Origin of the sequence: Ktedonobacter robiniae (assembly GCF_016587375.1) — a bacterium.
GTDB classification, from domain to species: Bacteria; Chloroflexota; Ktedonobacteria; order Ktedonobacterales; family Ktedonobacteraceae; genus Ktedonobacter; species Ktedonobacter robiniae.
This window is the reverse complement of sequence record NZ_BNJG01000002.1, coordinates 2,456,928-2,479,332: the sequence shown is the minus strand read 5'-3', so window position 1 is coordinate 2,479,332 and position 22,405 is coordinate 2,456,928. Positions and strand designations below refer to the sequence as shown.

21 protein-coding genes and 1 pseudogene are annotated in these 22,405 nt (G+C 52.4%); 14 read left to right on the top strand and 8 right to left on the bottom strand.

Annotated features, from left to right (window positions below):
• Window positions 1–195: 195 nt before the first annotated feature.
• The 5 genes from JMJ04_RS31520 to JMJ04_RS31500 all read left to right on the top strand — a co-directional run bounded on the left by JMJ04_RS31520 (window position 196) and on the right by JMJ04_RS31500 (window position 6,000).
• The gene (locus JMJ04_RS31520) at window positions 196–1,677 is read left to right on the top strand and encodes an MFS transporter (protein ID WP_201374308.1); all 1,482 of its coding nucleotides are present in this window, start codon (window positions 196–198) and stop codon (window positions 1,675–1,677) included.
• 308 nt (window positions 1,678–1,985) lie between these two features.
• Window positions 1,986–3,119 (top strand): hypothetical protein, encoded by a 1,134-nt coding sequence (locus JMJ04_RS31515; RefSeq protein WP_201374307.1) that lies wholly within the window; start codon window positions 1,986–1,988, stop codon window positions 3,117–3,119.
• Window positions 3,120–3,185: 66 nt separating this feature from the next.
• Window positions 3,186–3,518: a COG4315 family predicted lipoprotein gene (locus JMJ04_RS31510; protein ID WP_236038552.1), complete on the top strand. Its 333-nt coding sequence runs from the start codon at window positions 3,186–3,188 to the stop codon at window positions 3,516–3,518.
• Window positions 3,519–3,786: 268 nt separating this feature from the next.
• Window positions 3,787–5,163, top strand: a complete 1,377-nt coding sequence (locus JMJ04_RS31505) for a substrate-binding domain-containing protein (protein ID WP_201374306.1) — start codon at window positions 3,787–3,789, stop codon at window positions 5,161–5,163.
• A gap of 204 nt (window positions 5,164–5,367) precedes the next feature.
• The gene (locus tag JMJ04_RS31500) at window positions 5,368–6,000 is read left to right on the top strand and encodes a hypothetical protein (protein ID WP_201374305.1); all 633 of its coding nucleotides are present in this window, start codon (window positions 5,368–5,370) and stop codon (window positions 5,998–6,000) included.
• Window positions 6,001–6,141: 141 nt separating this feature from the next.
• Here the strand turns inward: JMJ04_RS31500 and JMJ04_RS31495 are convergent, their stop codons facing one another.
• Complete coding sequence (locus JMJ04_RS31495; RefSeq protein ID WP_201374304.1) at window positions 6,142–6,450, bottom strand: hypothetical protein; 309 nt, start codon at window positions 6,448–6,450, stop codon at window positions 6,142–6,144.
• A 65-nt stretch (window positions 6,451–6,515) separates the two neighbouring features.
• Between JMJ04_RS31495 and JMJ04_RS31490 the strand changes: the two genes are divergently transcribed.
• The 3 genes from JMJ04_RS31490 to trpA are packed head-to-tail and all read left to right on the top strand — an operon-like array spanning window position 6,516 to window position 9,490.
• The gene (locus JMJ04_RS31490; protein ID WP_201374303.1) at window positions 6,516–7,481 is read left to right on the top strand and encodes a sugar-binding transcriptional regulator; all 966 of its coding nucleotides are present in this window, start codon (window positions 6,516–6,518) and stop codon (window positions 7,479–7,481) included.
• Between the two features lie 16 nt (window positions 7,482–7,497).
• Window positions 7,498–8,754: a tryptophan synthase subunit beta gene (trpB, locus tag JMJ04_RS31485; protein ID WP_201374302.1), complete on the top strand. Its 1,257-nt coding sequence runs from the start codon at window positions 7,498–7,500 to the stop codon at window positions 8,752–8,754.
• Window positions 8,675–9,490: a tryptophan synthase subunit alpha gene (gene trpA / locus JMJ04_RS31480; RefSeq protein WP_201374301.1), complete on the top strand. Its 816-nt coding sequence runs from the start codon at window positions 8,675–8,677 to the stop codon at window positions 9,488–9,490. The genes trpB and trpA overlap by 80 nt, the downstream gene beginning before the upstream one ends.
• An 85-nt stretch (window positions 9,491–9,575) precedes the next feature.
• Here the strand turns inward: trpA and JMJ04_RS31475 are convergent, their stop codons facing one another.
• From JMJ04_RS31475 to JMJ04_RS31460, 4 genes are all read right to left on the bottom strand, one after another.
• On the bottom strand, window positions 9,576–10,547 hold the full coding sequence (locus JMJ04_RS31475; RefSeq protein WP_201374300.1) for a COX15/CtaA family protein: 972 nt from the start codon (window positions 10,545–10,547) through the stop codon (window positions 9,576–9,578).
• Between the two features lie 266 nt (window positions 10,548–10,813).
• Window positions 10,814–11,059 carry a hypothetical protein gene (locus tag JMJ04_RS31470; RefSeq protein WP_201374299.1) on the bottom strand — a complete coding sequence of 82 codons (246 nt, stop codon included), beginning with the start codon at window positions 11,057–11,059 and terminating at the stop codon, window positions 10,814–10,816.
• A 33-nt stretch (window positions 11,060–11,092) separates the two neighbouring features.
• Entirely contained in the window at window positions 11,093–12,133 is a 1,041-nt protein-coding gene (locus JMJ04_RS31465) for a cytochrome d ubiquinol oxidase subunit II (RefSeq protein ID WP_201374298.1), read from the bottom strand.
• A gap of 13 nt (window positions 12,134–12,146) precedes the next feature.
• Complete coding sequence (locus JMJ04_RS31460; RefSeq protein ID WP_201374297.1) at window positions 12,147–13,523, bottom strand: cytochrome ubiquinol oxidase subunit I; 1,377 nt, start codon at window positions 13,521–13,523, stop codon at window positions 12,147–12,149.
• A gap of 351 nt (window positions 13,524–13,874) precedes the next feature.
• Between JMJ04_RS31460 and JMJ04_RS47180 the strand changes: the two are divergent.
• The 5 genes and pseudogenes from JMJ04_RS47180 (at window position 13,875) to JMJ04_RS31425 (ending at window position 18,804) form a co-directional block, all read left to right on the top strand.
• Window positions 13,875–16,335 (top strand): annotated as a pseudogene (locus tag JMJ04_RS47180) (molybdopterin-dependent oxidoreductase).
• A gap of 19 nt (window positions 16,336–16,354) precedes the next feature.
• Complete coding sequence (locus tag JMJ04_RS31440) at window positions 16,355–17,128, top strand: 4Fe-4S dicluster domain-containing protein (RefSeq protein ID WP_201374524.1); 774 nt, start codon at window positions 16,355–16,357, stop codon at window positions 17,126–17,128.
• Window positions 17,129–17,329: 201 nt separating this feature from the next.
• Entirely contained in the window at window positions 17,330–18,139 is an 810-nt protein-coding gene (gene nrfD, locus JMJ04_RS31435) for an NrfD/PsrC family molybdoenzyme membrane anchor subunit (protein ID WP_201374293.1), read from the top strand.
• Window positions 18,063–18,386 (top strand): hypothetical protein, encoded by a 324-nt coding sequence (locus JMJ04_RS31430; protein WP_201374292.1) that lies wholly within the window; start codon window positions 18,063–18,065, stop codon window positions 18,384–18,386. The genes nrfD and JMJ04_RS31430 overlap by 77 nt, the downstream gene beginning before the upstream one ends.
• Before the next feature lie 67 nt (window positions 18,387–18,453).
• Window positions 18,454–18,804, top strand: a complete 351-nt coding sequence (locus JMJ04_RS31425) for a hypothetical protein (protein ID WP_201374291.1) — start codon at window positions 18,454–18,456, stop codon at window positions 18,802–18,804.
• A gap of 10 nt (window positions 18,805–18,814) precedes the next feature.
• On the opposite strand, the gene JMJ04_RS31420 is transcribed toward JMJ04_RS31425, so the two are convergent.
• Window positions 18,815–19,789, bottom strand: coding sequence for a phosphotransferase enzyme family protein (locus JMJ04_RS31420; protein ID WP_201374290.1), 975 nt, complete (start codon window positions 19,787–19,789; stop codon window positions 18,815–18,817).
• Between the two features lie 116 nt (window positions 19,790–19,905).
• Window positions 19,906–20,535, bottom strand: a complete 630-nt coding sequence (locus JMJ04_RS31415) for a LysE/ArgO family amino acid transporter (RefSeq protein WP_201374289.1) — start codon at window positions 20,533–20,535, stop codon at window positions 19,906–19,908.
• A 249-nt stretch (window positions 20,536–20,784) separates the two neighbouring features.
• On the opposite strand from JMJ04_RS31415, the gene JMJ04_RS31410 reads away from it, so the two are divergent.
• Window positions 20,785–21,915 carry a M4 family metallopeptidase gene (locus JMJ04_RS31410; protein ID WP_201374288.1) on the top strand — a complete coding sequence of 377 codons (1,131 nt, stop codon included), beginning with the start codon at window positions 20,785–20,787 and terminating at the stop codon, window positions 21,913–21,915.
• Window positions 21,916–22,006: 91 nt separating this feature from the next.
• Here the strand turns inward: JMJ04_RS31410 and JMJ04_RS31405 are convergent, their stop codons facing one another.
• Window positions 22,007–22,327 (bottom strand): RNA recognition motif domain-containing protein, encoded by a 321-nt coding sequence (locus tag JMJ04_RS31405; protein ID WP_201374287.1) that lies wholly within the window; start codon window positions 22,325–22,327, stop codon window positions 22,007–22,009.
• Window positions 22,328–22,405 lie beyond the last annotated feature (78 nt).

Below are 22,405 nucleotides of genomic sequence, written 5' to 3'. Positions count from 1 at the left end.
GCATTTCACATTTTTACATAAAAATGTTACAACTACTCCTATCTTCTTGCCGAAGCCGTTCTCAGCACCTGCCACCCTTCTCTTTATACTGAAATAAGCATAGCCCCTGATATGCTAAATACAAGCGTCTGTGTAAGGTATCTTTGTAATGCGTAGATGTTATCGTTCATTCATTTTTGAAAGAGCAATGGCGCTATGGAGACAATGCAGAGTAAAACTAAAGCGGTAAAGACCGATGTCCCCGCCAGGATGGATCGCCTCCCATGGAGTCGCTGGCACTGGCTCGTGGTCGTCTCGCTGGGCATCACCTGGATTCTGGATGGTCTTGAAGTCACCATCGTTGGCTCTATCGCCAGCGTGCTGAGCAAGCCTCAGACCCTTCATCTCTCGACGGTGGAGGCCTCCAGCGCTGGCACAGTCTATCTCATTGGTGCGGTCCTCGGTGCTCTGGTATTTGGCCGGATGACCGATCAGCTGGGCCGCAAGAAGCTCTTTATGATTACCTTGCTGGTCTACTTGAGCGCGACCATCGCAACCGCCTTCTCCTTTAACTTCTACTGGTTCGCTGCCTGCCGCTTCATTACGGGCACGGGTATCGGTGGCGAATACGCGGCCATCAACTCGGCTATTGACGAGCTTATTCCGGCACGGGCGCGTGGCTGGACCGACCTCGTGATCAATGGCACCTGGTGGATTGGGACAGCCTTTGGCGCGGCCATGACTGGCGTACTGCTCAATCCCAATCTCTTCCCCATCAATGTAGGCTGGCGCCTCTCCTTCGCTCTGGGCGCGGTTCTGGGCCTGGCCGTCCTGCTGGTACGCCGTTATGTACCCGAGAGTCCACGCTGGCTGATGATGCATGGCCACTTTGAGGAGGCCAACAAGGTGGTAGCGGAAATTGAGCATGAGGTACAGAGGGAAAATGGCGGGAAGCCGCTACCTGAGCCAGAAGGCTCCATTTATATCCGCCCTCGCGGCGCCATTGGCTTCGGCGAAATCGCGAAGACCATGGTCAGGCTCTATCCCAAGCGCACAATTCTGGGCCTCTCGTTGATGGCCGCACAGGCATTTTTCTACAATGCCATCTTCTTTACCTACGCCCTGGTGCTGACGACCTTCTTCCACCTGCCAGCCGAGAGCGTGCCACTGTATCAGATTCCCTTCGCTATAGGCAATGTGATTGGCCCCCTGACCATCGGTCGTCTGTTTGATACGATTGGGCGTCGCAAGATGATCAGCTTCACCTATATCATCTCTGGTATATTGCTGGCAATTACCAGCTGGCTCTTCGCCCAGGGTATGCTCAACGTAGTCACGATCACCATCTGCTGGTCGATCATCTTCTTCTTTGCCTCTACCGGCTCCAGTTCGGCCTACCTGACCGTCAGCGAGGTCTTCCCTCTGGAGATGCGCGCGATGGTCATCGCTCTCTTCTACGCCATTGGAACAGGCGTTGGCGGCGCCTTCGCCCCCTTCATCTTTGGTCTACTTATCCAGACCAACCAGCCAGTCATCCTCTCCTACGGCTACTATGCGGGCGCGCTATTCATGGCGGCTGCGGGTGTTGTAGCCATCTTCTTCGGTGTCGACGCCGAGCGCAAGTCCCTGGAGAGCATCGCCAAACCCTTCTCGCAGGCGGACGACGAGGAAGGCCCCCATACAGCTCAGGCCAGTTAAACTATAAGAAAAGCGGATACAGTGGGCGCGAATGTCGCGCCCACTGTATCCGCTTTTCTTATTATGTTTTGCTTTTGAAGAAATGCTATCGCTTACGTCTTCTATAGTGTAAAATAAAACTCTTCAATATAATTACAAGAAGACGTAGTGAGGTCCACTCGTATGTTGTTGCAACTAACTATTATCGCCTGTAGCCTAATTTTATCAACGATTGCTGGCTGCCTGATGGCTATTTCCACTACGCAGCCGCCCTCTCTGATACACACACATGGGCATCTACCCTGGTAAGTTATATTATAGGTTTCTTCGTGCTGCTGGTTATTAGCGGCATCATGATTGCATTGAATGACGATCTTTATCACTCAAGTTTAAGTCAGCTCATCGAAGCGTATTTTATCAATTCATCTATTATTACAATCTGGCTTCTTGCATTTAGTACAGTCCTAGCGACCGATCCCCTGGCACTGCATACTTTTCATATCAATGACCTGCCAGAAGACAAATACAGGAGAGCCTATCTTTACAACTACCTCTTTCCACAGACGCTCATATTTCTTCCCAGCCTCTATATCCTGGGAGGAATGGTCTGGATAAGCAAGCAATTAGGCCTTAACACAGATGCCATTCCGCCCATTGTACAGCTAGCACCTTTTATTTTACTTCTTTTGTCAGGCGACATCTTCGCGCTTCAGCATGAGAAGTGCAGGGCCATACTTCAACCAATTGAAAGCACCCGCTGGGCCTATTTGGAGCCAAGGATCGCCGCCTGGTGCAGGCTCGCCAGCATTCAGTTCGCCTCCATCCAGGTAGCCCATGATATCGTCGGTAGACATACAGTACGCGTCGTTGGCATGGGGCGGCATCCGGTGCTGATTATCAGCGAAGCGCTGTTGAGGGCTACGGACTGGCGGCAGAAGGACGCGCTGATCTACCTGGGCATCGCCATGCAACAAAAACGCCTGGCCCGCAAGGTATTCCAGCGCCACCTCTGGCTGGTCGGGATCTTTCTAGCCTGGATAACCTGGGGCGCGACAATGCAACCCTTCCCACGTACAGCGGTTCATATTGCAACTTCGCTGGGTATGCTCATAGGCCTGCCCATCCTGGCTCTCATTATACTGATGTGTTATCCGCATAGGGCCTATCGTGACCTGGACCTCCTCGCCGCCCTGCTCACAGGCGACCCACTCGCGCTCATCGCCGTCCAGCACCTTATCGCCGCGCTCAACGGTTTCAAATTTGACAGGTCACAACGCTTCTCGCCCTCCGCAGCTGATCGCATCGAAGCCCTGATCAAACTATCCAAATCGACCAGTACTCGCGCCCCCTACGCCGCCGACCCTGTGCCCGCCATCTTACATATAACCGTCAACGGCACTCAGGTCAGCGTCCCCCTCGACCAGGCCACGCCGCCCACGTCCGGCCCGGAAGTGGCTTATTGAGTGGGATTGCCCTATTTTCTCACCTCCTCGTCCCCACACTTTGAAGCCCAGAGAGGGAGAGAAGCAATGGGAAGCACGTTCCCCGTTCTGACAACCCTTAAAGGCATAACGTTGTATGTTCATGAGTGGCAGGGAACGAGTGGCTTTACCTGTGATGGATCATGCGCCAAAACCTGGCAGCCTCTGGTCTACAAGGGTACTACAACACCTACCTCGACTACCAAGCTACCTGGTAAACTAAGTGTGGGTACCGACGCTCAGGGCCGCAAAGTCGTCTTCTACCAGGGGTATCCCCTCTACACCTATGTTGACGATAAGAAACCCGGCGACTTCAATGCTCCCCTGGCTGATAACTCGCCCTGGCAGCCCGCCACCCCTGACCTCCCTACTGGCCTGTAACCAGTCGTTTTAGACAAAAATGAGTGGACTCTCATGTGGACTATTTCGCCAGAGAGTCCACATGACACTCTCAAATGCGCACGACCACTTTCCTTCTCCATGCGATCTGTACCGTGCGACCACTCCCTCCAATTACTACAACTCCCAAGAGGCCGTCATGATCCGTTTACCCTAGCATTGACAAGTTTCACCTAAATCATGTATTATTTACTTGAATTACGTAAGTTTTACTTGAGCATCAGCACATCAACATATTAGGAGCAGCAGCATGCCAGTGCAATGGAACCTGAAGCAGTGGCTAGCAGTCAACCATCATATTTATCGACCCACTGAGTTGCAGACATTGCTTGAGGAGAAAGCTAACACCCAGCTTTCTTTGCAGGCTATTTCCTCGCTACTGAATAACGTTCCCAACGCTTTACGCCTCTCCACTATTCAGGCATTGTGCAACGCACTCAATTGTACGCTGAGCGACTTTTGCGAAGTCCTTCCCGACCAGCCTGCTCCACACAAACAGCATACTGAGGATCGGAGACGAGCAGAGAGCGAGAGTCAGCATATTCATCCCTCTATGTTTCCTCCCATTACCAATGCGACTACCTCGCAAGCGAGCGTTGAAACCGCCATCCGCGACATTGTAATGCAAACACTCGCAGAGCAGGGTCTTATTTCGCAAAAGCAGGAAGCACACCCTTCCACAATCAGTGTCCTCATTCCTGGCTGGGTCTGGTCAGTCATTCCCGATCTTACGCGAGGTGTGGTCGAGACGATATCAGAGAGTCCGTATGATCTCGCACTCTATAGCATCAGTGACGAAGAACCAAAGAATAGCGAACAGGCGCTCATTGAGCGTTTTCTAGCGACTCCGCTGAGTGCCGGGCTGGTGGCTATTTTCCCTGGACGCCTCTCTTCACGACTAACCCAACTCTCACGACAGGGATTTCCAGTGGTAGTGATTGATGATCAAGAGACCCAGGTGGTTCCCTGGATTGGTGTAGATAATACGACAGGTGCATACATGGCCGTGCGTCATCTGCTTCGTCTCGGACATCGGCGCATCGCCCATATTAAAGGCCCCGCTCACTACCTGGTCTCCTATGCTCGCTATCAAGGATATTGCCAGGCACTTCTCGAAGCCGGGCTTTTCCCGGACGCCGACCTTATTCTTGAGGGAGATTTTCTCCCTCCAAGTGGTCGAGCCTGTGCTACTACGCTCTTTGAGCTTCCGCACGCGAAACGACCAACAGCGATCTTTGCCGCCAGTGATCAAATGGCGTATGGAGTGCTCACAGCCGCAGAAGAGTATGGCCTCTCTGTCCCCAGGGATATCGCCCTTGTTGGCTTCGATGGAGACCGTCCCTCGGCCTATACACGTCCTCCATTGACAACAGTGAGACAACCATACTTCGAAATGGGGCAGCGCGGTGTCTCCCTGTTGCTCTCACTGCTACAACAGCCAGGCTTATTGAATAATGAGACGCTGCACCGGGCAACTTTATATCTCGGAAAGAATGACAAGAACACATTCACCTCTCAGCAACAACCAATCCACATCCAACTCCCGGCTGAACTTGTGGTGCGTGAATCCTGCGGAGCCAACTTTCGCAGTCCCGTCGCATCACCTTCAGAACCGTTGCTTCCATAAAGCGTACCATTTCCTTGACCTAATCGTTCTCACTATTATGCAAATGCGAAAGGAGGCTTCTTTAGAGAACAGAAAACTCAGAAACCTTCAGCAAGGATGCAAGCTTCTCTTGTTGTGCTCACCATGTTTCTGCGCTAGTAACTCTTGTGGCTTTTCGCTGCTGAATTGTGTATACGTATCACTATCGCATGAAAGGATGAAAACATGTCAGCACGTACACTTCTCCGCACGTCATCTATGATCGCATTAACCCTTGTATTGATTACTGCGCTAGGAGCGATGACGGCTGCGCATGCCGCCTCCAGCCAGGCGAGCGCCAACCATAAGTATGTACCCAGTGGAGATGGCAAGCAAAAGAGTGTGACCACCGTTGTGACCTGGTATGGATATAACGATAATTCCGGCGCGACCGAGAACCAGCATGGATCAGCCGATATCGCTTATCCCAAATCCGATGGCTATCCCACCATTCACAATCATGCCACCGAGGGTACAGGCACCTACAACGATCCCGTAACATTCGCTGCCCCCAATAAAGATCTAAAAACGACCTTCCCCATTGGTAGTATCATCTACGTCCCCCTGGTCAAGAAATATTTTGTTATGGAAGACCAGTGCGGCGATACCGATCCCCAGGGATGCCAGAATGGCTCCAACCACGCGGACCTTTGGATGGGGCCAGCCAAGGAAATGAATGGTACAAAACTTGATGACTGCGAGGGTAATGCCACTCCAAACTCTGCGGTAAAGGTGACCATCAACCCGAGCTCCACATTATCTGTGGATACAACCACCATGTACACCACAGGCAATAAATGCACTATCCATCTCTATTAGTTTTTAACATATAAGGCAGGAAGCCTTACCACAAATGCTTCCTCCTTAGGCGTGGTGAGTGTCACGAAGAGGTATGTTCTGCCTATACAATGCTCTCCTCTTGTTCAGGAACAAGAGGAGAGCATTGCTTCTCTGCTCTTCTCACGTGTACTTGCCACTGAGAAAACCACCAGTTAGCAGACGCCAAGGCAAGATAGCGAGACCCGCGTACTGTGTGAGCGGCACCAGTTCATGTTCAATTAGGGGATCATCAGCCACATAGGAGTGCGTTCCATTGAAGACCAGATCGCCCACAAAGGCGACTCCAGGTTCGGTCTCGACCACCCAGAGCGCGTTCGCGCCACAGTCACCACCCGGCCCAAGATCATAGACCTGGTAGGTAATGAAGTATACTAACAGGCCTTCATGTTTACTGTACCGATACTTGCCAGAAATCGAAAGAAGGTGCATAATAGAGATGTACAATATTTCATACCATGTACATTTGTGCAAACATAATTTGCGGAGATAAAAAAATGACCGATCTGCAAAATGAAAGGGTACGATTACTGGTTAAAATCAGTCGGCTTTATTACGAAGATGGACTCAATCAACAGGACATTGCCAAACGATTAGGTATTTCACGACCTCACGTGAGTCGAATGCTCACTGCTGCAAGGGCCGAAGGGATCGTCAACATCTCGATTAACAATCCTTATTCACGAGAGCAGAACATTGAGCAGGAACTCATTGAAACGTTTGGCATTCTCGATGCTTTTGTCGTAAGCACAGAAGAACATTCTGAACAAAGACTTCTCCATCAACTAGGGCGAAGTTGTGCAGTGCTTCTCGAATCTATGCTCAAAGATAACGATATTGTGGGAGTTATGGCTGGGCGTACGGTTACTGCTGTTGCTGCTGAGCTAGAGTATTTTGCACGAAACGGGCTACAGTTTACTCCACTTGTCGGTGGCTGGGGTTCTACTGGCTCATCCTGGCATGCAAACTCGAATACCATGATGTTTGCGGAAAGGATGAAATCTAACTACTGGCTTCTGCATGCACCTGCGGTTGTTGTCTCCCAGGAAACCAAAGAGCTTTTGGTGAAAGAACCAGAAATAGCCAACGTACTTGAGGTTGCTCGGAAGAGTACCGTGGCGGTTGTCGGTATTGGTCAAGTCTCAAAGGAGGCGACGATTGTCCAAACCGGTTACTTTGGAAATGCTGATTTGAACGATGTCCTTCGACAAGGAGCCGTGGCAAACGTATGCGCGTCTTTTCTCAACATTCAAGGAGAGAACATAGCTTTTTCTGCAAAAACAAGAATGCTCGGCATTGACATATCAGAGCTGAGACCACATACCCATGTCATCGGTGTCGCTGGTAGCCAGGACAAAGTCAAAGCGATCACGGCAACGTTGCGAGGAAAATGGATTGATACTCTTGTGACGGATCTCGAGACCGCCCAACGGGTTTTAGATTTTCATAAGCACAATAAATAATAGGGAGATAAAGCAATTGAGTGTAAATGGTTACTACGGATCATATGGAGGGATGTTTATTCCTGAGATCTTATTCCCTGCTTTTCACGAACTAAAAGAAAAGTTCGCTGAAATACAAAATGATACCGCGTTTTGGCAGGACTATCAGGATAGCCTGGCAAACTTTTCCGGTCGTCCAACACCACTCACCTATGCCGCAGGGCTAACAAAGTATTTTGGTGGACCCAAAATTTACATGAAGCGGGAAGATTTGAATCACTCAGGTGCCCATAAACTGAACAATGCCTTGGGGCAAGCGCTGCTCGTGAAACGGATGAACAAAACACGCGTCATTGCTGAAACAGGTGCCGGGCAACACGGGGTTGCAACAGCCATTGTAGCAGCGAAATTCGGTTTAAAGGCTACCGTTTACATGGGGAGTGAAGATGTAGAACGCCAGTATGCGAACGTTTTTTGGATGAAACGCTTCGGCGCGGAAGTTGTGCCTGTGGAAGCTGGTTCTCGCACCTTAAAAGACGCTATGAATGCGGCGTTGAGAGACTGGGCTTCGAGTTTTGAAACAACCCATTACTTGCTGGGAACCGCATCAGGACCCCATCCTTTTCCAGCTCTAGTAGCTTTATTTCAATCGATCATTGGGACCGAGGCCAAGGAACAAATTCTTCGCTTGGAAGGTAAGCTTCCCAATCGTGTCTATGCCTGTGTGGGTGGAGGGTCGAATGCCCTTGGTATTTTCCAAGCGTTCATACCCCACGAAGAAGTTGAACTGGTTGGAGTAGAGGCTGGGGGAGAAGGACCAATGGCCGGAAAGCATGCATCACGAATCGCGTATGGGCAAGGCAGGACTGGCATCGCCCAGGGGTACAAAACCCTCTTTCTGCAGGACAAAGACGGGCAAATGTTAGAGACTTCCAGTATTGCAGCGGGACTTGACTATACAGGCGTGTCACCTCTCCTCGCAAATTTATCAGAACGTGGGCGCGTGCGCTTCGAAGCAGCGACCAACGAGGAAGTTGTGAATGCCCTCCAACTTGTCATGACCAAAGAAGGCATTGTTCCTGCATTAGAATCTGCCCATGCTTTTGCAGGGGCTTTTCGGGAGATGCAACAGTGTTCGGAGGGTGAGAGCGTCATCATTAATATGTCGGGCCGGGGCGATAAAGATATTTTTAACATAGCGGAAGGATTACGAGATGAAGAATGGAAGGCTTTTATCCAGCGGAAAAGCACACAATATCAGCAATCTTGCTCAGGAGATTCTGGAAAAGCGTAAAAGAAAATCTATTTTACTGATGGCGCATCAAATTGTAGGCTATCCCGATTTCGAGACGAATTACGAAATGATCCGTCTGTTTCACGAATGTGGCGTGGATCTGGTGGAGTTACAACTTCCTTTCTCTGAGCCGATTGCGGACGGTCCGCTGTTTCTGAAGGCAAACCAAAAAGCATTGGAACGAGGGACGACCATAGAACAATGTCTGGACTTTGCGCAAAAAGTAACGAGGGATTTCCCTCTCTTTTGTATTTTCATGACGTATTATAATATTTTACTCCAATATGGAGTAAAACAGTTCGTTGAAACTGCCGGATCCATTGGAATTCGCGGGCTGATAGTCCCCGATGCATTTCCCGAGGAGAGCGATGAATACTTTGCTGCCTGCAAGCAAGAGCATGTTGATCCCATTCTAGTGGTTACTCCCTACACACCAGATACGCGAATGGAGTATCTAGCGGACAAGACAGAAGGACTTTTGTATTGTGCTGCAAGAAAAGGCGTGACCGGATCACCAACGTCTTTTGGTGATGCGACAACAGATTTTCTCTTACGATGCCGTCAGTATTCATCCACTCCCATTGCAGTCGGGTTTGGCATTCAGCGTCCAGATGATGTTCGCTATCTCGTCAACAAAAGTGATATTGCCATTGTGGGAAGCACACTCCTCAACGTATTAGAAGCAGAAGGAATTACTGGTGTAAGGGAATTTTTGCTTTCTCTCAGGCCTGAATGACGCGAGCACAAGACATAACAAAAAAGGGGCTGGATGTAAGACAATTTGCCTTACATTCAGCCCCTTTTCTTCAATAGAAAATTCTTTACCCCCGGCTGGAGGCCATCTGAACTTGCTCGACGGGTTGCCGGGCCTTCCAGGGCCAGCCAACCTGCATGCAGAGAAAGCTGAGGACCGCGAAGAGGACCGCGATCAGCGTGGTATGCAGCAGTTCGACGACAAGCTGACCGCCGGTGACGACGGTGAGCATACCAGCCGCGCCCTGCAAGATGACCATGATGAGCGCAAGCCAGGCACCTCGCACGAGGTCACGGCGCTCGCGATAACGGCGCAGAACCCAGATGAGGAGGCCCACGATGAGCAGGCCAATTAACGTGGCAGCATAACGGTGGAACATCTGTACACCGGGATGGCTGGCGAGGTCTGGCACAAGTGTGCTACATCCAGGCCACTGCGTGCCACAACCCAGGGTGGAGGAGGAGTGACGCACAAGGGCGCCCGTGTAGACGACGATGTAGCAGTAGGCGGTGATGCCCCAGACTACGTACTGCATGCTCTTACTCACCAGGCCTGGCTTCCGCTCCTCACGCTTTTCCACAGCCTTACCAGCTTTCATCTGGAAAAGATAAATGGTAAGCAGTATAACGCTGGCAAAGGAGATCAATGCGAAACCGAAGTGCAGCGAGAGAATCCACTCCTCGGCGAAGGTGCCTTCGTACATGACGGTTACCGCGCCTAGAGCACCCTGGAGGATGACGAAGAACAGGCTCATAAAGCCGAGCAGTTTGACGCGCCCATTATGCCTGAAGACCCACCAGGACCAGACCGTCAAAAAAAGGATCAAGAATCCATCGATACCAGAGGCGATACGATGGCTGTACTCCAGCACAGAATCAACCGACATATACGCGGGTATGAGTTGTCCCTTACAGATCGGCCACGAGGTACCACATCCCTGGCCCGCTCCAGTTTTGGTAACTATGGCCCCCATCAGCACCATTATATATGCGCCGATAGAGGTCAGGACGGCCAATATTTTCATCAAACGCAGTGTCATACTATTCCCATTATCTCTTTTTGTATCTTGTGCAGGCAAGCCCCTCGCGCCTGCGGCGCTCGCCCTGTAGGTGGTGCGTCCTGGCTGCCGCAGGCAGCCAGGACGCACCACCTACAGAAGGTAGTTGCTTATTTTTGCATATTATAGCACGGTATGTCAGGTGGAAGCACAGTCCCCGCACATAAGTCCAACGCGTCATGGACCCCTCTTCCCGCTGCAAAAATCAGGGGCTCCCCTGCCTGGATAATTGTCCATCAATCCCTTGTTCATACTCTACTATGCATCATCTGCCGATTTGCCTGCACAGCTGCCAGAATCATGAACAAGAGTAAAAGAGCAAAGGCGATATATCCTGAAACGCCAACTCGCTCCTCGGTCGCGGTTCCCGACTCCTGCGAAGACACAGCTTGTTCAGTTCCAGGGAGGGGCTGCGCAATGAATAACGTCCCCACCACGGCCAGCAGGAGTAGAAAGAAGAGCAGCACAAGGCCATATACAAAGATTATCTCCATAAGGTCATCCTTTCTCGCATGACTATTCCACATTTAGCTTGCTGATCGCTCAAACAAGCGCACGCCTCCTTTCACTTTGAAAATGTAGAAGAGGAACCAGATAGAAGGCAGAATAATGCACAGGCCAATGCTAACGCCAATAACCAGTAAAAGCAGGGTGCTGGGCGCGCCCGCACTACTCTCAACGGTCACATCAGGCGGCACAAGATACGGTACCTGTGAGACACCCCATGATCCCAGGAGGAAAGCTGTTTCAAGCACAATGAAAAAACGCGCCAGCAGGTAATACCTGAAGAATAGTGTGCCAGCCGCACAAATGCCAATCAGCATGGTGGCAATAACAAGCGGCCAGGCATGGTTCAACATGCCATGCCAGAGCAATGGGGCCGCAGATAGCGAGAGCCAGAGCCCCAACAGGCCCAGCAGCGCCATAACCGCGCCCGAGATCAGGCCACGTATGCGAAAGGCCTCAGCAAGATCATGCTCACTATTATTGGTCGCCTCAACCGTTAGATAAATGGCCGCCAGGGTCGCGCAGAGCATGACGGACATCGCACCAATAGTGAGCGCGAATGGGGTAAGCCAGAGCGAACCAAGATCGGTCACGTTCGGTCCATGCCCCACCCGAATCTGCCCGCCCGCTACGGCCGCCGCCGAGAGGCCCAGGAAAAAAGGGGTGATCAGGCTGGAGAGGCTAAAGACCCGACTCCATACGCGAAAGGCTGGCTTCTGGGCATGCAGTCCATGCGTGCGGAAGATGAAGGCCGAGCCACGCAGGACACTGCCAATCAGCGCGAGCGTCAAGGGAATGAACAGCACGGTCGCGATAGCAGCGAAGGGCACCGGGAAGCCAGAGAACAGGCCCACCACAAGGAAGACCAGCCAGACATGATTGGTCTCCCAGACGGGTCCCAAAGCTCTATCGATCAGTTGATGCTGGTGCTCCTTTTGGGAACCAACCGCCAACAGATCCCATATGCCCGCGCCAAAGTCGGCTCCGCCAAAGGCGGCATACGCGATGAGGGCGAACCAGATGATACTGATAACTATGTATGGCAAGCTCGGTAAACTCACGCGACACCTCCTCTTATAAGCCAACCTTCAGTTCTTCGTTTAGCTCTTTATTCTCGGCATGTGGACCGCTAACGACCGTTGGCCACGCCATCACCGGCAAGGGTTTACGCGCCAGGCGCCACAGCAACACTACCATCGTGATCGAGAGGGCGATATAGAGCGCGAAAAACACCGTAAAACTCACAGGTAGGAAGGGCGCGGTCGTTACGGCCTGGCTTGTGCGCAGGTGCCTGTAGATGGCCCAGGGCTGTCGCCCCTCCTCGGTAACAATCCAGCCAAGCTCCACAGCTACAAAACTCAGGATACTGGCAAGCACTACTCCCCACAGCAGCCAGCGCTGCTCCGGTATACGCTTCTTGCGCAGGAAGTAGAGACCCCAGAAGAGGGCCGCAATAAAGAGAGCAAAGAAGCCGCTGCCGACCATGCCATCAAAGGCGAGATGGATAGGGATGGGATTAGGGCGATCCTGGGGCGGCACCTCATTGAGACCATACACTATGGTGTCAGGATTATAGCCAACCATAAGACTCAAGCCATCGGGGATGTCTATGGAGAGATAGTACTTCTCAGTGCGTGGATCTGGGATGCCACCTATGTGCAGGGGAACATGGCTTGATGTGTTAAACACGCCTTCCATCGCAGCCAGTTTGGTCGGCTGTGCTCGTGAAAGATAACGTGCGTTAAAGTCGCCGCTGATGATCTGTAATGGGGTCGCGATAAGCGCTATAGCCAGTCCCAGGGCTAGCCCCTTACGCCTATAGGCGGTCCGCTTGCCACGCGCCAGCATAATCGCATACACGCCCGCGACGGCAAAGCCACATACCACATAGCAGGCCAGGGCCATATGCACCGTCTCATAGGGTGTACTGGGATTCATAATGGCCTGTATGGTATTAATACCTGTTAAGCGTCCCCCGGTAAACTCAAAGCCAGTCGGGGTATTCATCCAGGAATTGGTGGTCACAATAAACCAGGTGGAGGCCAGGCCCGCGATCCAGATGGGGAAGGAGCAGAGCCAGTGCAGACGTGGCGGGAGCACATCCCACCCATAGAGATAGATGCCAAAGAAGATGGCCTCAGTAAAGAAGGCAAAGCCCTCAAAGGCGAACAGAGGGCCAATAACGGCACCAATAAATTGAATATAGTTCGGCCAGAGCAGGCCCAGCTCGAACTCGACGATAGTCCCTGAAACCGCACCAATAGCGAAAATAATGACTGAAGCCTGCGCCCAACGCCGCGCCAGCATCATCCACTCGGGGTCTTTATGCCGTAGCGCAATCCCCTCAGCAATACACATATAGAGCGGGAGACCCACTCCCAGCACAGAAAAAATGATGTGAAAGATAAGCGACATCCCCATCTGGGAGCGCGCGGCAATAAGATCAGGCATACAGTCTTCCCTTTGTCAAATTAAGCTGATTGACGCTACTTGCGTACGCGTATATGGTTGTTATATGTAGACGCGTACGCAAGTAGCATCGGGCACGACAAAGCCTCTCTGCAGCCAACACGAAATGGCATAATTAAAGGTTGCAAATAAAGCGGCCCGGGGCGATATGTTACACCATTGCGTTAGCATTCGTGGGGAAAATAGGGGCCATCCACATTCACTATCAGCAACTTAAAAGAGAAATGTTTGAAGGAGATGAACATACCTGTATTTGCGGCATTATTTGGCAAGCTTGCTCAACGCCTTACTCCGCAGAGTGTAGAGCAGGCATTTCGCGCCCACGTAGGCACTGTGCCTAATCCAGTCAGCGAGCGCAGTAAACAGCTTAAGCCACGCATCCATAACGCCAAGGTGGTCAAAAGCGTTTGCCCCTACTGCGCCGTTGGCTGCGGGCAGCGCGTCTATGTCAAGGATGACAAGGTTATCGATATTGAGGGCGACTATGACAGCCCCGTCAGCAATGGCTGCCTCTGCCCAAGGGTGGAGCAAGCTATCAGCTGGACATCAATAAGCGGCGCTGGACTACCGTCAAGTATCGTCCGCCCTATAGCACAGAGTGGGAAGATAAGCCTTGGACTGGGCCATGGACCGCATCGCGCAGCTAACCTATGAGACGCGCGAGGCCACCTTCCGTGAGTTAAAGATGAGGGTAAACCCATCAATAACACGCTGGCTATCGGCTCGCTGGGCGGCGCGACCCTTGATAATGAAGAGAATTACCTGATTACCAAGCTCTTCCACTCCCTAGGAATGGTGTGTATCGAGAACCAGGCCCGTATATGACACAGCGCGTCTGTGCCGGGTCTCGGCGCAAGCTTCGGGCGCGGTAGCGCCACCACCTTCCTTCAGGATTTACAGAACAGCGATTGCATTCTCATTCAAGGAAGCAATTTCGCTGAATGTCATCCCGTGGGCTTTCGCTGGGTTATGGCCGCCAAGGAGCGTGGAGCCACCATTATCCATGTCGATCCCCGCTTCTCACGCACCTCACAAATGGCCGATATCTACGCCCAAATCCGCGTGGGTACTGATATTGCCTTCCTCGGCGGTATTATCAACTACATTCTGCAAAACAAACTCTACTTTAAAGAGTATGTGCAGACGTATACCAACGCGACGGCAATTCTCAGCAACGATTTTCAGGATACAGAGGACCTCGAAGGCGTCTTCTCAGGCCTGAAAGATGACCATAGTTCCTACAATACGCGCAGCTGGCAATATAAAGTGACTCCAGAGGCTAGAACCAGCGAGAAGCCCGCGCATAAGACCTGCGCTCCCAGCAAGGGCGAGGCCGAAGAGCATCATGAACAACATGTGATGCCTGATGCCCAGGAGGGCCAGGGCTTGCTACCACACGCTCATCCCAGCCAGATTGAGCATGACAAGACGATGCAGCATCCACGTTGTGTTCTCCAGGTGCTTAAGCGGCACTTCGCGCGCTACACACCCGAGGTTGTTGAGCAGGTCTGTGGTATTCCACAGGATATCTTCCTGAAGATCGCGGATACACTGGTGAAAAACTCGGGTCGCGAACGCACCACAAACATCTCCTACGCCGTAGGCTGGACACAACATACCGTGGGTGTGCAGATGATTCGAACGGCGGGCATCCTTCAGCTCCTGCTGGGCATATGGGACGGCCCGGCGGTGGCATTATGGCTCTGCGAGGTCACGCCAACATGCAGGGTTCAACCGACATACCTACACTCTACAACCTCTTGCCGGGCTATCTGACAATGCCCAGCGCCCTGCGCGGTGAGTATGATTTCAAGACCTATATGGAGCATAACTACCAGGACGCGGGCTGGTGGGTACATTATCCCGCCTACTTTGTCAGCTTGATGAAGGCCTGGTATGGCGACGCCGCGACGAAAGAGAACGACTTCGCCTACAGCTATCTACCCAAAGTGGTCGAGGATCACTCAGACCTGGCAATGTTTGTCACCATGAAGGATGACAAGATGAAGGGCCTCTTCATGATGGGACAGAATCCAGCGGCAGGCGGCGTCAATGCCGGCTTCCATCGCGCCGCCATGGAGAAGCTGGACTGGCTGGTCGTGCGCGATCTCTATGAGACGGAGACCGCAGCCTACTGGAAACGCTCCGGCATCGATGCCACCAAGATCCCCACAGAGGTTTTCTTCATGCCTGCTGCGGCCCATGTGGAGAAAGAAGGTAGCTTCACTAATACCCAACGCCTGGTGCAATACCGTGAGCTGGCCGTAGACCCTCCCGGCGACGCCCGCTCCGAAAACTGGTTTTTGACCGAACTCTATGTACGCTTGAAAGAGATGTACAAAGATAGCACACGCGAGCGCGATAAGCCCATCCAGCATTTGACGTGGAACTATCGGCGCGAGGGACCACAACAAGAGCCAATCATCGAGGATATCGTCAAAGAGATTAACGGCTATACCGTTGCCGATGGCAAGGTGGTAAAGGACTTTAACGCTCTCAAGGATGATGGCAGCACCGCCTGCGGTGTCTGGATCTTCAGCGGCATCATGCCCGAGGAGGGGAGGAACCTGGCGCATAGCCGCAAAATGGTCGCACCATCCACCAGATCGGGCTACCCTTCCATTGGGGCTTCAAGGGAGTCGTCACGGGAGATGTGGCCAACGACCTGCTACTCCTGGTCGCAGACCGCAACGTGAGTATGCACGAAGCCAAATCCTTCACCTGTAATATGCGCCCTGGGCGACGCTCACATCAGGGTCAAGATGGCAGTTACGTAGGGCGCGAGCAGCCTTAGAGGAGTGGGAGCTTTGAACATGGAACAGTATGGTTTCTTCACTGATACAACCCTGTGCATAGGGTGCAAGGCCTGCGAGGTCGCCTGCAAACAATGGAACCAGTTGCCAGCAGACGGGTACAAGTTGAGCGGCTACAGCTACGACAATACTGTCTCCCTCTCCGCGACGACCTGGCGGCACGTTGCCTTTGTTGAACGCCCTCGCGTCCCCGATGGAATGGGTAAGCAGGTCAACTGGCTGATGATGAGCGATGTCTGCAAGCACTGCGAGCATCCCGGCTGTATGGAGGCCTGCCCAACAGGAGCTATTATTCGCAACGAGTTTGGAAACGTCTATGTCCAGCCAGACATCTGCAATGGCTGTGGTTACTGCGTCCCCTCGTACCCTTTTGGCGTTATTGGGCGCAACGAGGAGACGGGGTTGGCATCCAAGTGTACACTGTGCTATGACCGGCAAAAAGACGGGATTGAACCGGCCTGTGCCAAAGCCTGCCCCACGGACTCCATCCGCTTTGGCAAGGTCGGTGAGTTACAAGAGCTAGCGCGCAAACGCGTCACAACGCTACATGAGCGGGGTGAGACCTCAGCCTATCTCTATGGCGTGGATGAGGATACCAGCGTTGGCGATCTCAACGCCTTCTTCCTGCTTACCGATCGGCCCTCGGTCTATAATCTGCCCGAGAAACCCCGGCTACCGCAGGAGAACATCGCCACCGGCTTTGTCACCAGCGCGCTTACCGCCGCTTTCCTGGCCCTGGCGACCACCATTTCACTCTGGAGCAGAAAGAAGTAACCACTCAGGCTATAGGTGTCTAACAAAAGCTTGCGAAGGCGCTTTCCCAGCCACGTGAAACGGCTTCTCTGGCCGGTAGAGACCAGCTTTAGCGCATCCCTACCGTGGCCGAACGCACATCTCATGCGAGGAGTCCAAGCCAGCCTGAACCATACAACTTCACGACTGCTCCATTGAGATACAGTTACGAGGAGAATAATCATGAAAAAAACAGTGCCTGCCACCCGGGATACTCGCACGGCAACGACACTCCTTCCTGGCTCCGCTAATGGATATAAGAATTATTGGAGCGGCAAGCCCGGCACATATTATGATGTCCCGCTCATCAAGAAGGCGCACTGGGGTTGGCAGATTGTGCTCTACTTCTTCTTTGGTGGCATTGCCGGGGGATCTTATTTAGTGGCAACACTCGCTCACCTCTTTGGCCTGGATAGAAGCAACACCATCACACGAGCTGGGCGTTACCTCTCGTTTGTCTGTCTGCTTGCCAGCCCGGTGCTTTTGATTCTTGATCTGGGCCGCCCGGCCCGCTTTCATCACATGCTGCGCGTCTTCAAGTTGCGCTCAGTAATGTCGCTTGCCACCTGGGGCCTGAACTCCTTTGGCCTCTGTTGCGGCTTTACCGCCGCCTTTCAGATGGCGAAAGACGGTCTTTTGAACTGGTTCCCATTGATGGCACGCCTGGTAAAGGCTTTGCCCATAAAAGTCATAGAGAGCCTGGGGGCCTTCTTTGGCCTCTTTGTTGCCTCATATACAGGCGTCCTGCTCTCCTCTACAGGTGTTCCTGTCTGGGCACGGGCCAGGAGAATTCTGGGGCCGCTCTTCCTCACTTCGGGACTCTCCACTAGCCTCTCCAGCCTCTCCTTGATCCTCTCGTTCCTACCTCGCAGCCAGGAGAACCCTCGAGAGGCTAGAGCATGCAGAGATTGTCGCCATGACGACCGAGGTTGGCCTGATTTCGGCTCTTCCGCCCACGCTTGGCCCGCTCAGCAAGCCGCTCTTCAAGGGTAAAACGGGCAACATCTTTAAGGCCGGAACCATAGGCGGGGGATTGCTGCTGCCGCTCCTGCTGCGCCTTGGTTGGAAATTAACGCGAAAATCGACTCCAGTCAGCCTGAATAGAGGCGCCTCGCTCCTGATCCTTGCCGGAGGCCTGATCCTACGCTATATCTGGATCGTGGCGGGCCGCGCCTCAGCCGATACGACTGAGGATGTCCATCACTACAACGCTCTTGAATGGCACGAAGGGAATTGCTAACATTAAACACTAATGGGGGATTTATGTTTGAAGGCAGATTATCTCTAGACGAAAAAAACACAATTATGTGCTAGGTGAGAACAATGACCAGGCACTTGTGAGCGGACAACGTGTGGAACTGCGACTCAATGGTCAGTGGGTACCTGGACATATCACAACCGACACCACACCAGCCAGTGCAACTAATACGCGTGCACAACGCCAGGGCCTCTACTCCACTTTCACAGAAGAGGACGAGGACATCGTTACCGAAGCTTCAGAAGAATCCTTTCCCGCCAGCGATCCTCCCGCCTGGAGTATATCCCGGCATACAGAAAACGAGGCGCGTAGCTTCCATGCCGCTCAGGGCGACTACTTCATTGCCGACACAGACGGCCATATCTACGGCCTCTGCACAGGTATGCTGATACGCGCATAGAAAGATTGCCTCAGAATGCGATATCCACAAAAGGGACATCCTCCAGGATGCGCTGACGACGATTCTGCATAAAGCGTTCCGACCATGAACCCTCCGGCAGTTCATATTTGAGTGCAGTCAGCACGATGTAGAGATTGATCTCGCGCTGCTTGAGGAAGTAGGGGATCTCCTGCCACCACGCGGCATCGAGAGTGTAGACCTGGCTATAGCCTTCCATAAAGTGCTGGTAGAACTGGCGTGCGAAGTCTAGCTCCTCCTGCCTCTGGGCCTGGGGCGAGATAGCATAAAATACGGCCATCGCCAGGTCTTCGGCAAACCAGGAGTACTGGCTATCGTCAAAGTCAAACAGGGTGATGCGCCCATTTAGTACATGAAAATTGCCCCGGTGAAAGTCGGCGTGGATCAGGCCATAGGCGTCACGCTCCTGGGGTAGGCTTTCTGGATAGGCGCGAATGGCCTGAAACTTGGCCGCGATGTTGGCATCCACTGCATGTAGATACTCCTGCGCGAAGACATCCAGGTCCTCGTGCCAGGCAGACCTGCGCTGAGTAGCTGGCATATACTCCCTGGTCGTCTGATGCATCTGGCCAACAAAATGCCCCATTGCTGTGAAGAGTTCGGGCGTCCATTCTTCTTTACCTGGATGCTTCCCTGGAGCCTTGTGCATAGCGACAACTGGAACCTGCCGCCCCTCATGCTCAATGATCTCCACAAAATTCCCCCTCTGCGAGGGCAAAGGGTCAACGACCGCAAGGCCTCGCCCGGCCAGATAATGCATCCAATCCATCTCGGCATGGATCATATCAGCCGAGCGCTGACTCTCAGACGAGATACGCAGAATATAACGCTGCTCATTCTGGCCGTACTCATAGACCCGATTCCGAAAACCGCCCAGGAAGCTCAGCGACGCAGGATCAACCTCATAGCGCACAAGTGCTTCACGTAATATGGGATCATCTTCAAAAGATACAGGCGACATGCTCATAGAAGGAGTCTCACTTTCGACTTGCTAAAATAAGGGGGTTGCGCGGAGGATTAAACAGCAGTGAATCGCATTATAGATTTTGCTCTATGTTTCTGTCAATCCTCAATGCATATTTTCTAACGATAAAGCACGCTCCAGATCAAGGAGGCTGCGATAAACCACATGATGCATCCTATTAAGCAATCCAGGACCCGCCAGGCTAGAGGGGAACGAAATAAAGGCGCCAGCCAGCGAGCACCATATGCAAGGGCAAAGAACCAGGTGAGCGAGGCAAGCATAGCCCCCAGGGCGAACAACAGGCGCATTCCAGAGGGATAATGGGCACCAACACTTCCAATAAGCACCACCGTGTCGAGGTAAACATGTGGGTTAAGTAAACTGAAGGCCAGCACCGCCAGCATGATCTCACGGGTACGTGTAGGTTCTCCAGCCACTTCATGCGTGTTAAGTTTATCCGATTGAAAGGCTGCGCGAAAAGAGCGAAGGCCATAGATCAGCAAGAATAATGCGCCACCCCACGTCGCCACCAGGGTTAAGACAGGAAGCGCATTTATCACTGCTCCGAGTCCTCCAACTCCCAGCAAGATAAGCACGGCATCACACAAAGAACAAAGGGCAGCCACCAGAAAAACATGCTGCTTCTTCAATCCCTGGCGCAACACAAACGCATTTTGCGCACCAATAGCAACAATAAGGCTCATCCCAAGGCCAAATCCCTGCAAGAGGGGCAAAACTACCTGTGACATATTCCTTCAACTTTCTTGAATGACACTGCTCCTCATAATTTACCACATCTAGTGAAGCTAATTAGCAAATTATTGCAGTACAAAACATACATTAAATTCTATTTAAAGTAGCACAGTTGTAAAAACTATTGTTATATTTTATACTTATGCTACAGGCGTCTTCCTTAATTAGATGCTTTCTCCCCCTTTAGAGGGTTCTCTTGTGGTGATTGACAGAAGATGTTGTGAGATGAAAGGAGAGACTCTCTCATGAAGCGCTCCACCCGACACTCCAGGTATGGTATCGTTCCACCATACATCCTGTCTTCTATCGCAAATCATGGCACGGCAGAACAGCGTATGCGTGCCCTCAAGACACTGCAACATCAGCAGCAGCAGCATATTCATCCAGCACCCGACACATATGAGCAGGCTGAAACTCATGTCAAGGCAGACAAGTCCGACAAGGAGGATCATACCATCCTGGCTCGACAAGCTAAACGCACCATTTGTGATGTGCAACATACCAGTCGGCTTCCAGGGAAAATCGTCCGTAAAGAAGGCCAGGACTCTAACAGCGATATTGCCGTGAATGAAGCTTATGGTGGTCTAGGCTGGGCATTCAAACTCTACAAACAGAAATTTAACCGCAACTCTATCGATAACAAAGGTCTCGCCCTCAAAGCCAGCATTCACTACAACCAGGACTATGACAATGCCTTCTGGGATGATGTGGGCAAGTGTGTGGTCTTTGGGGATGGCGATGGCGATTACTTCAACCGCTTTACCATTGCCCTTGAAGTCATTGGGCATGAGCTAACACACGGAGTTACAGGTAACGAAGCCAATCTCGACTATAATGACCAGCCGGGCGCGCTCAATGAATCCATCTCAGATGTTTTTGGCTCTCTGGTGAAGCAGTTCTCTCTTAATCAAAGCTCAGAGGAGGCCGATTGGCTGATTGGCAAAGGCCTGTTTACCAGCAAGGTTCAAGGAGAGGCGCTACGCTCCATGAAAGCGCCTGGTACTGCCTACGATGACCCCGTTCTGGGGAAGGATCCTCAACCTGCCACCATGGATGACTATGTTGATACGACCGACGATAATGGAGGCGTACATATCAACTCGGGCATTCCCAATCACGCATTCTATCTGGTCGCCAGCACGCTAGGAGGCTATGCCTGGGAGAAAGCCGGCCTCATCTGGTATAAAACCTTGACTGACCCAGATCTGGAGACCAGTGCCAACTTTAGCGATTTTGCCCAGCTCACTATCAAGCAAGCCAAAGCCCTTTACGGCGCCAGGAGCCCCGAGAAACAAGCTGTGCGGCAAGCCTGGGAGGCCGTCAAAGTCCTTGGGGCCACAACGACTCATTCCCACGAAGGACAGGCTGCCGATTGATCGCTCTCATAGATACCTGTTATAAGAGTAAAAGAGACGCCCTCCCTGAGGGGGGCGTCTCTTGTTTTTTCACTGCTAGTGATCTACGCGCTTAGTAGCGGTCGCGGTAACCACCACCATTTGAGCGACGATCGCGGCTCTGGTAGCCGCCACCACCACCACCGGGAGCGCGGCGCTCGCGCGCCTCGTTGACCGTAATGGTGCGGTTGCCCAGGGTTGAGCCATTCAGCTGCTCGATAGCCGCGCGGGCCTCGTCATCGCTGCTCATCTCAACAAAGCCGAAGCCTTTGCTGCGCCCGGTCTCACGATCGGTGATGACTGTGGCGAAGGTAACCTGGCCGATCTGCTCAAAAAGCTGGATCAGATCCTGCTCGGTTGACTGGTAGGGGAGGCCCCCAACGTAAATTCTCATCTTAATTCTGCTCCTGTGCTGACATCTCTCGACAATTGATGCTCGTGAAACCAACTCTCACAGGAGCGATCCAATTCC

Coding starts and splice junctions, on each gene's coding strand:
- JMJ04_RS31520 (WP_201374308.1), top strand. CDS start 196: ATGGAGACAATGCAGAGTAAAACTAAAGCGGTAAAGACCGATGTCCCC.
- JMJ04_RS31510 (WP_236038552.1), top strand. CDS start 3,186: ATGGGAAGCACGTTCCCCGTTCTGACAACCCTTAAAGGCATAACGTTG.
- JMJ04_RS31505 (WP_201374306.1), top strand. CDS start 3,787: ATGCCAGTGCAATGGAACCTGAAGCAGTGGCTAGCAGTCAACCATCAT.
- JMJ04_RS31500 (WP_201374305.1), top strand. CDS start 5,368: ATGTCAGCACGTACACTTCTCCGCACGTCATCTATGATCGCATTAACC.
- JMJ04_RS31495 (WP_201374304.1), bottom strand. CDS start 6,450: ATGCACCTTCTTTCGATTTCTGGCAAGTATCGGTACAGTAAACATGAA.
- JMJ04_RS31490 (WP_201374303.1), top strand. CDS start 6,516: ATGACCGATCTGCAAAATGAAAGGGTACGATTACTGGTTAAAATCAGT.
- trpA (WP_201374301.1), top strand. CDS start 8,675: ATGAAGAATGGAAGGCTTTTATCCAGCGGAAAAGCACACAATATCAGC.
- JMJ04_RS31475 (WP_201374300.1), bottom strand. CDS start 10,547: ATGACACTGCGTTTGATGAAAATATTGGCCGTCCTGACCTCTATCGGC.
- JMJ04_RS31470 (WP_201374299.1), bottom strand. CDS start 11,059: ATGGAGATAATCTTTGTATATGGCCTTGTGCTGCTCTTCTTTCTACTC.
- JMJ04_RS31460 (WP_201374297.1), bottom strand. CDS start 13,523: ATGCCTGATCTTATTGCCGCGCGCTCCCAGATGGGGATGTCGCTTATC.
- JMJ04_RS31440 (WP_201374524.1), top strand. CDS start 16,355: ATGGAACAGTATGGTTTCTTCACTGATACAACCCTGTGCATAGGGTGC.
- nrfD (WP_201374293.1), top strand. CDS start 17,330: ATGAAAAAAACAGTGCCTGCCACCCGGGATACTCGCACGGCAACGACA.
- JMJ04_RS31430 (WP_201374292.1), top strand. CDS start 18,063: ATGACGACCGAGGTTGGCCTGATTTCGGCTCTTCCGCCCACGCTTGGC.
- JMJ04_RS31420 (WP_201374290.1), bottom strand. CDS start 19,789: ATGAGCATGTCGCCTGTATCTTTTGAAGATGATCCCATATTACGTGAA.
- JMJ04_RS31415 (WP_201374289.1), bottom strand. CDS start 20,535: ATGTCACAGGTAGTTTTGCCCCTCTTGCAGGGATTTGGCCTTGGGATG.
- JMJ04_RS31410 (WP_201374288.1), top strand. CDS start 20,785: ATGAAGCGCTCCACCCGACACTCCAGGTATGGTATCGTTCCACCATAC.
- JMJ04_RS31405 (WP_201374287.1), bottom strand. CDS start 22,327: ATGAGAATTTACGTTGGGGGCCTCCCCTACCAGTCAACCGAGCAGGAT.